Annotated in this window: 12 protein-coding genes; 7 read left to right on the top strand and 5 right to left on the bottom strand. The window is 63.9% G+C overall.

Features of this window, described 5'->3' with window-relative positions:
• Positions 1–4: 4 nt before the first annotated feature.
• Complete coding sequence (locus N4T19_RS13185; protein ID WP_260718254.1) at positions 5–883, top strand: alpha/beta hydrolase; 879 nt, start codon at positions 5–7, stop codon at positions 881–883.
• A gap of 183 nt (positions 884–1,066) precedes the next feature.
• Here the strand turns inward: N4T19_RS13185 and N4T19_RS13180 are convergent, their stop codons facing one another.
• The 3 genes from N4T19_RS13180 to N4T19_RS13170 are packed head-to-tail and all read right to left on the bottom strand — an operon-like array spanning position 1,067 to position 4,830.
• Entirely contained in the window at positions 1,067–2,257 is a 1,191-nt protein-coding gene (locus N4T19_RS13180) for a phospholipase A (RefSeq protein ID WP_116926338.1), read from the bottom strand.
• A 59-nt stretch (positions 2,258–2,316) separates the two neighbouring features.
• On the bottom strand, positions 2,317–2,745 hold the full coding sequence (locus tag N4T19_RS13175) for a hypothetical protein (protein ID WP_260718253.1): 429 nt from the start codon (positions 2,743–2,745) through the stop codon (positions 2,317–2,319).
• Positions 2,746–2,751: 6 nt separating this feature from the next.
• Positions 2,752–4,830 carry an ATP-dependent helicase gene (locus N4T19_RS13170; RefSeq protein WP_116926340.1) on the bottom strand — a complete coding sequence of 693 codons (2,079 nt, stop codon included), beginning with the start codon at positions 4,828–4,830 and terminating at the stop codon, positions 2,752–2,754.
• Between the two features lie 272 nt (positions 4,831–5,102).
• Between N4T19_RS13170 and N4T19_RS13165 the strand changes: the two genes are divergently transcribed.
• The 5 genes from N4T19_RS13165 (at position 5,103) to N4T19_RS13145 (ending at position 8,346) form a co-directional block, all read left to right on the top strand.
• Positions 5,103–5,807: a hypothetical protein gene (locus N4T19_RS13165; protein ID WP_116926341.1), complete on the top strand. Its 705-nt coding sequence runs from the start codon at positions 5,103–5,105 to the stop codon at positions 5,805–5,807.
• On the top strand, positions 5,804–6,370 hold the full coding sequence (locus tag N4T19_RS13160) for a GTP-binding protein (protein ID WP_232539456.1): 567 nt from the start codon (positions 5,804–5,806) through the stop codon (positions 6,368–6,370). Before N4T19_RS13165 ends, N4T19_RS13160 begins: the two co-directional genes overlap by 4 nt.
• Entirely contained in the window at positions 6,367–6,765 is a 399-nt protein-coding gene (locus N4T19_RS13155; RefSeq protein ID WP_021028992.1) for a roadblock/LC7 domain-containing protein, read from the top strand. The genes N4T19_RS13160 and N4T19_RS13155 overlap by 4 nt, the downstream gene beginning before the upstream one ends.
• A gap of 109 nt (positions 6,766–6,874) precedes the next feature.
• The gene (locus N4T19_RS13150; protein ID WP_021028991.1) at positions 6,875–7,234 is read left to right on the top strand and encodes a hypothetical protein; all 360 of its coding nucleotides are present in this window, start codon (positions 6,875–6,877) and stop codon (positions 7,232–7,234) included.
• Between the two features lie 161 nt (positions 7,235–7,395).
• Positions 7,396–8,346, top strand: coding sequence for an AEC family transporter (locus tag N4T19_RS13145; RefSeq protein WP_116926343.1), 951 nt, complete (start codon positions 7,396–7,398; stop codon positions 8,344–8,346).
• Here N4T19_RS13145 and priA read toward each other — a convergent pair.
• Together priA and N4T19_RS13135 are read right to left on the bottom strand one after the other, a co-directional pair.
• The gene (gene priA / locus N4T19_RS13140) at positions 8,343–10,451 is read right to left on the bottom strand and encodes a replication restart helicase PriA (protein WP_182345880.1); all 2,109 of its coding nucleotides are present in this window, start codon (positions 10,449–10,451) and stop codon (positions 8,343–8,345) included. The two genes, N4T19_RS13145 and priA, sit on opposite strands and share 4 nt — an antisense overlap.
• Before the next feature lie 312 nt (positions 10,452–10,763).
• Positions 10,764–11,237: a hypothetical protein gene (locus N4T19_RS13135; protein WP_260718252.1), complete on the bottom strand. Its 474-nt coding sequence runs from the start codon at positions 11,235–11,237 to the stop codon at positions 10,764–10,766.
• Here N4T19_RS13135 and N4T19_RS13130 point away from each other — a divergent pair.
• Positions 11,236–12,063, top strand: coding sequence for a lysophospholipid acyltransferase family protein (locus N4T19_RS13130; protein WP_260718251.1), 828 nt, complete (start codon positions 11,236–11,238; stop codon positions 12,061–12,063). The two genes, N4T19_RS13135 and N4T19_RS13130, sit on opposite strands and share 2 nt — an antisense overlap.
• Positions 12,064–12,086 lie beyond the last annotated feature (23 nt).

The raw sequence follows: 12,086 nt of genomic DNA, 5'->3' as shown, positions 1-12,086 counted from the left end.
GGCCATGGCTGGTCCCCGGCTTTTCAAGCTGTACCGCGATTTTGAATCGCAGTCGCAGATTGATGCGCAGTACGACCCGCTGCGCCCGGTGGCCGACCCGGCCGCCGCGCGCCAGCATTTTGCCGAGCGCAGTGCCCAGGCGCGTAGGGGGCTGCGCTGCGTTCTGGATGTGCCGTTTGGCCCGACTCTGGCCGAGACCCTGGACATCTACCCGGCCGCAGGCGGCGCGGCAGCGCCCGTGTTTGTCTATCTGCATGGCGGCTACTGGCGGGCCAATACCTCCAAGGAGTTCAGCTGCGTCGCCTTCGGCCCGCAGGCGCTGGGCTTTTGCACCGTGGTGGTGAACTATGCCTTGTGCCCGCAGGTGAGCATCGACGAAATCGTGCGCCAGTGCCGCGCCAGCCTGGCCTGGGTACTGCGCCATATCGAGGCCTATGGCGGCGACCCGGCGCGGGTGGTGGTGGGCGGGCATTCTGCCGGTGGCCAACTGGGCGCGATGTGCCTGCAAACGCCCTGGGAGCGCGACTATGGCCTGCCCGATGACCCGCTGCGCGGCGCGCTGCTGATCAGCGGCCTCTACGATATCACGCCGCTGCGCTACAGCTACCTGCAGCCGCTGATCCAGCTCGACGACGGGCTGGTTGCGCGCAACTCACCCGCGTTTGCGGCCAGACGCTGCGCCACCCCCATGCACCTGGTCTGGGGCGGGCGCGAACAAAGCGAGTTTGTGCGCCAGTCGCTGCTGATGCACAGCGCCTGGCAGGCGGCGGGCAATGTGGCCGAGCAGGCGGCGCTGCCCGATTGCGACCATTTCTCGGTGCTCCATGGGCTGGAGGATCCGCAGTCGGATCTGTGCCAGCGCCTGCTGCGGCTTTCTGCCTGAAGATCCTATTGGGAAACGGGAAACGTCTGCTGAGCAGACGTCCTGTAGAAGCCGCGAGCACGACCCAGCAAACCGAAGGTTTGCGTTTGAGACGAGGCGTCAAGCCGCAGACAGTACGGTAGTACGGCAAGGCTTGGCGCGGCCGGCCAGGCAACGACGTATCAAGGGTTGTGGTCGTGGCGCTCAAAAGTCCAGCAGGCTGAAGCCCAGCGAGAACACCGTCCGCTTGTAGTTGTAGTCGATCAGGCTGTCACCATAGCCGTGGAAGAGCTGGGCATGCAGGCGCAGGTTGCTCTTGCCGCCCATCCAGCCATCACCCAGGGTGTGCATCCATTCGACGCGGCCCGAGCCCTTGCCATGGCCGTTGAGCGAGCCGCGTGCGGTCACGCCCATCCAGTTGCGCTGGTTGACGTTCCAGCCCAGTTTCAGCTCGCTGCGGCCGATGTAGTTCTGGATATTGGGGTTGTTGTCGTCTTCCGCGCTCTCGTTGATGCGGTGCCAGATCTTGGCCTGCAGCTGCCAGCGGTTGTCCAGCTCAAACCCGGTCATCAGGTAGGTACGGTTCCAGCTGCGCGAGAGCGGGTCGCTCTGGCCGTTGGACTGGTGCTCCAGGCCAATGCCGCTGTAGCGCCAGCGCCAGCCAAAGGGCAGTTGGGCGGTGGTCGGGTAGACATAGAAGATCTCGGGCTGGTGGTCGGTCGTGCGGAAAGGGCGCGAGAGGTCCGAGTTGAACACCTGCCAGTAGGACAGACCGGTGTAGCCGATCCACAGCGAATCACGCAGCTTGCCATTCGGATCGGTCAGCAGGTTTTGCGCCAGCTTGGTGCGCACCGACAGTTGGATGCGCATTTCCTGCCGCTGGTAGTCGGTCTCGGTCGTTGCTGCATTGACGGGGTTGAGCGAGGTCGGCTGGCGGTTGACCTTGTCGCCAACAGCCACCGACACCGACAGGGGGCGGTAGCCACGGAAACTGAAGGTGCCGCAGTCGGTGCCCGCTTCCAGCTCCCAGAAGCGGGACATCTCGGTGTAGCCGTCATTGCGGCAGCCACCGATGGGGGCCGGTACATCGGCGGCGGCCAGTGCGCCCGCCGGTGGGGTCAGGCCCACCATCGCGTTGGCCGAGGCGGCAGGCGCGGCGGCCACTGGCTGCGCCTGTTGGCTGACCAGGGGCTGCTGCGACTGCTGCTGGGCCCACTGGTCAAAACAGGCCAGACGGGCGGTGCCGTCGCTGAGCGCTGTGCATTGCTGCCACACCGTGGCCGCCGAGCCGCTGGCAGCGGCGGGCGTTTGCGCGAAGCTGCCCAGCGGCAGACCGGCCATCAGCAGGCTCGCCGCCAGCGGGGCTGGCGAGCGCAGAAATTTCGAAGTTGTCATGGTCGAGAAGGGAGTTAGGGGCGTGGCGGTGACGGCTGCGCCGATGCCCATTATTGCGGCTATTGCGGGGTTTTCGATGGCTTGCGCATGACGAAGGCGTGGCTGTTGTCGTTCGCATCCAACCATTCGCCCCGGATTTCTCGGCCACAGCTGCCGTCGACCACCTCGCCCAGCCAGGTGCCCGAGACTTTTTTGCCATCGGCCGACTCCTCCATCGTCAGCTTGCCCTTGTCCACATCACCGACGACGATGGCGCTGCTGCCGGGCCGCTGGATCTGGCCCTTGACGGTGCCGTTCCATTCGGGGTGGGGGGCCAGCTGCAGGGTGACGGGCCCGGGCAGGCCGGGCAGCTCGGCCTGCCAGTGGCCCAGCAGCTCGGGCTGCTCCATCTGCAGCGCGCTGGGGCAGGCAGGGCGGGGGGCGGGGGTGCTGGTGCAGGCGCTGGCCAGTGCAGCGCACAAGGCGGTCAGGATCAGGGTCTTGGTCATGGATAGTCAGAGGGGATCAGGGCTGGCGGCGGCGGTGCTCTGGGCCTTGCGCGCGAACTCTTCGCGCAGCTGGCGCAGTTTTTCGCGCGGGTCTTCGCGGGCGGTGCTGCTGTCCAGGCCCATCTCGGCAATAAAGCGGCTGGGCAGGGCCGAGACCAGCTCACGGCCCTTCTTGCGCCGCTTGGTCCAGCTGACGGCCAGCGAGCGCTGGGCCCGCGTGATGCCCACGTACATCAGGCGGCGCTCTTCCTGCAGGCGCTGCGCGGTGTCGTCGCTGACCTTTTGCTGGCGCCCGTCATCGTCGTCGAGCTTGAAAGGTAGCAGCCCTTCGTTGACGCCGATCAGCATCACATGCGGCCACTCCAGGCCCTTGCTGGCATGCAAGGTGGACAGGATCACCATGTCCTGCTCCTTTTCGCGCTCGCTGATGGTCGAGAGCAGGGCGATGGTCTGCGAGACTTCGAGCAGGCTCTTGGACTCGCTCACCGTCGTCGTGTCGGCCGCTGTCGTGGTCTGGCCGCCGGCGCGCTGGGCCATCCAGTCGCAGAACTCCAGCACATTGGTCCAGCGGGCGGCGGCGACCTTCTCGCTGTCTTCGGCGTCATACAAATGCTGCTCGTAGCCGATCTCCTTGAGCCAGTCGAGCAGGAAGGCCAGCGATTCTTCGGCACCGCGCGTCTGGCGGGCGCGGTATTCCAGGTCGTTGATATAGCGGCCAAATTCCAGCAGGCTTTCGCGGCCCTTCGCAGGCATCGCGTCTTCGAGCATGGCGTTGAACAGCGCACCAAACATGCTGCAGCGGTGGGCCTTGGAGAATTCACCCAGGCGGCCCAGGGTGGTGTGGCCGATGCCGCGCTTGGGGTTGGTGATGGCGCGCAGAAAGGCCGGGTCGTCATCGTTGTTGATCCACAGCCGGAACCAGGCGCAGAGGTCGCGGATTTCGGCGCGGTCAAAAAAGCTGGTGCCGCCCGATACCTTGTAGGGCACATTGGCCTTGCGCAGCGCCTTCTCGAAAGGCTTGGCCTGGTGGTTGGCGCGGTAGAGGATGGCGAAGTTCTTCCAGTCCGGCGGCGGGTTGGCCGCTGCGCGCAGGCTCAGGATGCGGGCGACGGCGCGCTCGGCTTCGTGCTCTTCGGAGTCGCAATCGACGATGCGCACCGGCTCGCCCTCGCCCAGCTCGGAAAACAAGGTCTTTGGAAACAGCTTGGGGTTGGGCTGGATCACATTGTTGGCCGCGCGCAGGATGGCGCTGGTCGAGCGGTAGTTCTGCTCGAGCTTGATCACCTTGAGCTGGGGGTAGTCGACCGGCAGCTTCTTGAGGTTGTCCAAGGTGGCGCCGCGCCAGCCATAGATGCTTTGGTCGTCATCGCCCACGGCGGTCAAATGGCCGCGCTCGCCCACCAGCAGCTTGAGCAGCTCGTACTGGGTGGCATTGGTGTCCTGGTATTCGTCGACCAGCACATGGCCCAGGTTGGCCTGCCACTTGGCACGGACCTCCGGGTGGTCGCGCAGCAGGCGCAGCGGCATGCCGATCAGGTCGTCAAAGTCCACGCTCTGGTAGGCGGTCAGCCGCTCGTCGTAGCGCTGCATCAGCACGGCAATGGCGCGCTCGTTGTCATCGGCGGCCTGGGCCAGCGCCTCCTTGTAGTCGAGGCCCATGTTTTTCCACTTGCTGATGGTCCACTGCCACTGGCGGGCGGTGGCCACATCGGCAGTGCCGCCAGCCGCATCCCTGAGGATGCCGACCACATCGTCGCTGTCCAGAATGCTGAACTGGGGCTTGAGCCCGAGCACATGGCCATCTTCGCGCACCATCTTCACCCCCAGCGCATGGAAGGTGCAAACCAGCACATCCTTGGCCTGGCGGCCGATGAGGCTCTTGGCGCGCTCGCGCATTTCGGAGGCAGCCTTGTTGGTGAAGGTGATGGCCGCAATCTTGCGCGGCGCCATGCCGGTCTCGATCAGGCGGGCAATCTTGTGGGTGATCACCCGGGTCTTGCCCGATCCGGCACCGGCCAGCACCAGGCAAGGTCCCTGGGTGTAGTGCACAGCTTGTAATTGGGCGAGATTGAGACCAGCGGCCATGATGGCGAAAGAACCTTTGCAGATCAGGAAGGAGAGCGCAGAAGAATAGCCGCAACGGCAGCCATCCGCAGATTCAGGACTTTGGCTTTTACATGTTTGCTTACACAAAAAACCACAGAATCTTTGAAATTGTCAATGAATGTAGAGCAGATGGTAAAACCCCCGAATAAACACTTGCGTCTGGCAGGCAAGCTTTTAGAATGCCGATAGCATTGCTGCGGCTAAGTGGCAAACCCTATTAATTAAGCCAATAAGAGTGTGAAATTATCGCCATGCAGACCGCCGGTATTTCCGCAGAATTGCTGACCCCCAGCAGCCGCAACCGCTTTGCGCCGCTGTATGGCGTGGCCTCACGCAAATCGGTACTTCCCTGGAAAGAGGTACCGCGTGACCGCGCTCAGCTGATTGTGCTGGACCAGGGCATGGCTGATGCCATCTCGTCGCTGGGCAAGGCACCCTGCGTGGTCTGCATCGGGCAGGTGAAGACCGCCATGCTCGACGGGGCAAGCTGGGTCGGTCGCCTGGAGGCAGACTACACCTTGAGCGACCTGATCGACATGTTCGACCGCGCAGCGGTCTTTCTGCTCGACTGGGATGCGCGCAACAAGGTCATCCGCCATGAATCGGAGCGGGCTGCTGCACAGCCTGCGCAAGCTGCGCGCCAGGAGTTCCGCTACCAGCTCAAGTCCTGGGTGTCGGTGGGCGCGCCCTTCAATACCGGCCCCTGCATCCGCGCGCTGGCGCTGCTTTCGCGCGAACCGGTCTCCATCGCCCAGCTGTGCCTGCACAGCGGGCTGGACAACACGCTGGCCCGTGGTCTCCTGGTCGAGCTGGGCCGCCGCGGCGTGCTGCGCGGCGTGGCCATGCCTGTCATTTCCGCTGCTTCTTCCCCCTCCCACCATCGCGAGCCGCTACACTCCAAAGGTTTGCTCAGCCGTTTGGGCCGATGGATACGAGGGGGAGGTAAGCCGGGATGAATCAAGAATCAGGCGGAGTCGGGCCGCACAAGATGCCGCGCATTGCGCTGTGCGGGCCCATGGGCATTGGCAAGACCACCGCCGTGCGTTCGCTGTGCGGTGCGCTGATGTCCAGCTCCGATGTCCGCAACCTCGATCTGGCGGCCCACAGCAAGGAACTCACCACGGTCGGCACCGAGTTTGGCGAGATCGATCTGGGCGGCGGTGAGGTGGTGCAGATCTGCGGCTGCCCGGGCCAGGAGCGTTTCAGCTTTGTGCGCCAGTGGGTGCTGTCGGTATCGATGGGGGTGTTCATCATGACCGATGTGAACAGTCCGACCAGCTTGGCCGAGACCAACCATATCCTCGACGAGATCGGGCAACTCCCCCAGCCACCTGTCACGCTGGTGCTGAGCGCACGCCCGGCCACAACACAACAAATTGAAACATTCGCCCAAGGCGTGTATTCTGCTGGCCATGGGGTGATTCCCGTTCTGGAAGCGGACCCGCGCGACCGTGGGCAGCTGCTGGATGCGATGAGCGTACTTGTTTCCATGCTGTCTCTGCAAAGCGAGAATTCATGACTGCATCACAACCTCTGATCCCTGCCCAAGTCGTCAAGGCAGGCCAGCAGGCGCTTGATAAGCTTATTGGTCCTGTTGATGGCGTGCGTGTGGCACTGCTGAGCACGCCCGATGGATTTGAAATTGCGTCCTTGCGCACGAACAGCGAGCTGCAGCTCAACCGCCTGTCGGCCATGGCCGGCTCCCTGATGGCGATGGCACGTGCGGTGGGGCGAGAGATCAACCACACCGGTTGCAAGCGCCTGACGTTCGAGACCGAGAGCGGCGTGGTCGTGTTCCAGTCGGTCACCTCGGAGTTCCCCTGCATTCTGTGCATGGTGCTCGATACCAATGCGATCCTGGGCCGCGTGCTGTGGGCAGCGGCCGAAGTGGGCGCGGAGATGAACAAAGTCTGATGGCAAGTCTGGCTGCGGCCGGCATCTTGTTGTGGAAGAGCTGCGTATGCGCCGCACTGGCCGCATGGCGCAGCAACGATAAACCGCCAGTGTGTGAAGGGGGAGTGAGATGGCTTCGGTTCAAGACACGTTGACGCAACTTTTGACGGTGGAGGGCGCCATGTGCGCCGCGCTGGTGGACAGTGGCAGCGGCATGCTTCTGGGCAGTGCCGGATCGGGCCTGGACCTGGAGCTGGCAGCCGCTGGCAACACCGAGGTCGTGCGGGCCAAGCTCAAGACGATGAAGTCGCTGGGTCTGCAAGATTCCATCGATGACATTCTGATCACCCTGGGCTCGCAGTACCACATCATCCGCCCGGTGGCGCTCAAGGAAGGTCTGTTCCTGTACCTGGTGCTGGACAAGCAGCGCAGCAACCTGGCGCTGGCGCGGCGCAAATGCGCGGAAGTCGAGAAACTGGTGACGATCTGAGATTTTCAGGTCGTTGTAGGCACTGATCCGGGTTTCGGCCAGATCCCTGCCTTGCAAGACCGGCCATGCGCATGGCCGGTCTTTTCTTTTATGGGCCGCGCCAACCAGTGCCGGTCCCTCGCGCTACATCTGCGCTGGCGCATTCTGGGCACAATCGAGCCGTGCTGTCCGTCTTCCAAGTCACCTTTCCGTTTTTTGCGCTGGTTCTGTGCGGCTTTGTGGCCACGCGGCGCGGCATTTTTCCGCTGCCCGCGATTGCGGGCGTGAATGCCTTTGTGCTGTATTTCGCACTGCCTTGCATGCTGTACAAAGCGGGCTCATCGCTGCCCTTTGCGCAGCTGATGAACCTGCCCATCTTGCTGCTCTATGTGCTGTGCCAGCTGTTGCTGGTCGCGGGCTGCGTGGCAGCCTCGCGCCTGCGCGGCATGGACTGGAACAACAGCGCTTTTGGCGCGCTGGTGACCGCTTTTCCCAATACCGGGTTCATGGGCTTGCCGCTGCTGGTTGCGCTGCTGGGTCAAGCCGCGGCTGGCCCGGCCATTGTCACCATGCTGGTCGACATGGTGTTCACCACGTCGCTGTGCCTGGCGCTGTCGCGCATGGATGGGGCCGCAGGCAATGCACGTGCGGCGCTGCTCAAGGCGCTCAAAGGCGTGCTCACCAACCCCATGCCCTGGGCCATCTTGCTGGGCGCGCTGGCCTCGTTCATGGAGTGGACGCTGCCCCAGCCGCTGGACCAGACCGCCGGCCTGCTGGGCAGCGCTGCCACGCCGGTGGCGCTGTTTGCTGTGGGCGCCGTGCTGGCCCGCTCCAAGATGGTGGAGGCGGAATATGCTGCCCCCGCCAGCTATGTGCCGCTGGCGCTGGTCAAGCTTTTTGTGCATCCGCTCTTGGTGCTGGGCCTGGGCCATGCCGCCATGGCTGCGGGCCTGCCGGTCCAGCCGTTTGCGCTGCTGGTCGTTGCGCTGGTGGCTGCGCTGCCCAGTGCCAGCAATGTTACCTTGCTGGCCGGGCGCTATGGCGCCCACAATGGCCGCATTGCGCACATCATCCTGGTCAGCACGGCGCTGGCCTTTGTCAGCTTTTCGGCGGCGGTGACCTGGTTGGTCTAGATAGCTTGGGGGTCCACATCGACCAGCCAGCGCACCAGGCCCTTGTGCTCCGGATGCGCGCGCAACCAGTGCAGGCAAGGCTGCCAGGCGCGCAGAAACTGCTGCAAGGCCTTGCGTGAGGGGCTCTCGATCAGCATCTGGGCGCGCTCCACATTGGCCACGCGCTGCATGGACAGCGGAATCGGCGGGTAGACAAAGACTTCGCTGCCGTCCAGCAGCTGCTGGCTGTGGGCGAGCTCGGAGGCGGCGCGCAAAAAGGCCTGGGCCTCTTGCTGGGACCTTGCATCGGCGCGGATGATGGCCTGGTGGGCAAAGGGCGGCATGGCCGCATCGCGCCGCTCCTTGAGCTGCTGGGCGGCAAAGCCGCTGTAGTCCCACTGGCGCAGGGCCTGGTAGACGGCATGCTCGGGCTGCTGGGTCTGCAGCCACATCTCGACGGCGCTGCCCTGGGCGGCCACGTAAGCCGCATCGCGTCCGGCGCGGCCAGCCGCCTGCAGCAGCAGCGAGAACAGGCGCTCTGGCGCGCGGAAGTCGCTGGACATCAGCGCATCATCGGGCTGCACGGCGGCCACCAGGGTCACACGCCGAAAATCATGGCCCTTGGCGACCATCTGTGTGCCCACCAGCACATCGACATCGCCGGCATGCATATCGGCCATCTTCTCTTCGAGCGCGCCCTTGGCCTTGGTGGTGTCGGCATCGATGCGGGCAATGCGGGCCGGCTGCCCGTCGGGCCGCTGCACATTGCGCAGCAGGCGCTCGAGCGCCTCTTCCAGCTGCTCGGTGCCCTTGCCCAGCGGCAGGATATCCGGGTTGCCGCAGCTGGGGCAGGCCAGCGGCACCCGCTGGCTGAAGCCGCAGTGGTGGCAGCGCAGTGTGCGGTCTATCTTGTGGAACACCTGGTGCGCGCTGCAGTGCGGGCAATCGCTTTTCCAGCCGCAGTCGCCGCAGAACAGCACCGGCGCAAAGCCGCGCCGGTTCAGCAGCACCAGCGCCTGCTCGCCCCGCTCCACCCGCTGTGTAATCGCCTGCAGCAGCGCGGGCGAGAACAGCGCCTGGCGCGGCTGCTGGCGCATGTCCACCAGGCGCAGCCGCGGCATCTGACCGGCGCCAATGCGGCTGGGCATGGCCAGCCGCAGGTAGCGGCCGCCTGCATCCTCACCCTGGGCCGGCCGGCTGGCCCACCAGCTCTCCAGCGAGGGGGTGGCCGAGCCCAGAATCACCTGGGCCTGCAGGTCATGGCCGCGCCAGATGGCCAGGTCGCGCGCCGAGTAGCGCGCCCCTTCCTGCTGTTTGTAGCTGGCGTCATGCTCCTCATCGACAATCAGCAGCCGCAGGTGCGGCAGCGAGGCAAACACCGACATGCGCGTGCCCAGCACGATGCGTGCCTGGCCGGTATGGGCAGCCAGCCAGCTTTTGAGGCGCTGGGGCGCCGTCATGCCGCTGTGCATGCTGACAACCGCGCTCTCGCCCAGCCGGGCCGAAAAGCGTGCCTGGAAGCGGGCCTCTAACTGCGGCGTCAGGTTGATCTCCGGCACCATCACCAGCACCTGGGCTTGGGGATCGCGCTCCAGCAAGGCCTCGGCCTGGTGCAGGTAGACCTCGGTCTTGCCGCTGCCGGTGCTGCCAAAAAGCAGGAAGGGGCCGGCATTTTTGTCTATTTGTTCGCAAACCTCCATTTGCTCCTGGCTCAAGGCCAGCGCCTGGTCGGCGGCGACATCGCTGTCGATCGCCGTCTTTTTGCGCTTGAGGCGGCGGGTCAGTTGCTCCACCGTGAGGTCGCGCAGCGCGGGTGGCAGCGCAGTAATCGCCATCTCGCCCAAGCTGCGCTGGTAGTAACGGGCTGCAAAATGCACCAAACGCAGCCAACTTGCAGGCAATGGCGCAATCGCCTCCAGTACCGCGGTGATCGGTTTGATCTTGGCCGGGTCGCCTGCAAATGCGGTATCCGGGCCCCAGACCACGCCCAGCACCTCGCGTTTGCCCAGCGGCACGCGCACCAGGCTGCCAGCGGGCAGTGCATGGGGGGCTTGGTAGGTCAGCAGTTCACTGGCCGCGCTGATGGCACTGTAGGCGGGCGTGTGGACGGCGATGGACAGAAAAATCAAGGGGAGGGCGGAATGAGACGCGGGAACTTGGAGTGTAGCGACTAGCGTGGCACCGCATGGCCCCGGCCCGGTGGAGGTGCCTGAGCCGCTCAGTATGGTGTTTGTCCTGATTGCAAGCGGGGAAGGCTGCAATCCTGTGAGAAACCAAAGAACTTATACACAAGGCAAATCCTCAGAAAAATCAATACGGGACTTATATTTCTGTGGATAACTTTGTTGAAATATCGGCGCTCTGCGCTGGATCGGAATTACCACACATTGTCAGTTGGCTTGTGGAATTGGCTGACAAAATTTTTTTATTTATATCTTTCATTGAGTTATGTTTTGTGATCTGGCAATGTTGTCGATAGAGCCAGGATATTGTGCTAGAGGGTCTGCTTTCCACATTGTGTGCATAAGTGCTTGCTCCGGTGCCGGGTACCGCGCCGAGCGGGCGCGCAGCCCATCGTCGCTTATCCACATTTTTTCGCCAATTAGCTGAGTTATCCACTGCAATTCTTTGATGTGATTCAGAAATTGGTGTTTTGTGCTGGGCTTATACGGTTGCTGGATGCAGGTTCGTGCACAGGCCGCGGACCGGGGGCCTTGGCTTCCGATATGATTTAGCGCCAACCACGCCTGCGCAGCGCTGTTTTGCATGGCGTGGGTCGAAATTTTTGCAGCAGCCTTCGGTGCACTGTGCGATGCAGCTGCGCTGGTTTGCGGCTCCAGGCTGGGCCCGCTGGCCATCGCCAGCAAGGGGCCAGGCTTGTTGCGTCCTTCTGCCTTTTTTACTTGATCCATGCCACTGCTCCGCTCGATACTGCACACGCTCTTTATGGGCCTGACGGTCATTCCCTATACCCTGACCATCTTGCTGCTGCGGGTCTGCGGTGCCAGCAGCCAGGCCCGCTATGCAGTGGCGCGCCGCTGGCTCAAGCTGTCGGCAGACAGCGCCGGCTGGTTCTGCGGCATCCGGGTTCGCACCCAGGGTATGGAGAATCTGCCAGTGGCCGGCCAGCCCGGCAGTGACAAGGGTGTGGTGCTGCTGTGCAAGCACCAGTCGACCTTCGAGACTTTTCTGATGCCGGCCATCATGCCCACACCGCTGGCCTATGTGTTCAAGAAGGAACTGCTGAAGATTCCTTTCTTTGGCTGGTCCATTGGCAGCCTGGACATGATCCATATCGACCGCAAGGATGGCAGCCGCGCCTTTCACAAGGTGGTGGAGCAGGGCAGGCGCCTGCTGGGCCAGGGCATCTGGGTGATCATGTTCCCCGAGGGCACACGCATTGCACGTGGTGAAAGCGGCGAATACAAGACCGGCGCGACGCGCCTGGCCATCATGACCGGTGCCCAGGTGGTGCCGATTGCGGTGACGTCGGCCAAATGCTGGCCGCGCAAGGCCTTTGTCAAGACGCCCGGCATTGTCGATGTGTCGGTCGGCAAGCCCATCGACAGCAAGGGCCGCAAGCACGACGAGCTGATGGCCGAGGTGGAGTACTGGATCGAGTCCGAAATGCGCCGCCTGGACCCCGAGGCCTATGTGGGCAAGCCTGCGCTGCAGGCGCCTGCTGCGGCCGGGGCTGCAGCATCCGCCGCTGCCGAGCCGGGTACCGCTGCCAAATAAAGGAAAAAGACTGCCGTGTCCGC

The sequence above is a fragment of the Comamonas squillarum genome (genome assembly GCF_025309455.1).
In the GTDB taxonomy this organism is placed as follows: domain Bacteria; phylum Pseudomonadota; class Gammaproteobacteria; order Burkholderiales; family Burkholderiaceae_C; genus Comamonas; species Comamonas squillarum.
This window is presented reverse-complemented; position numbering and strand designations above follow the sequence as displayed.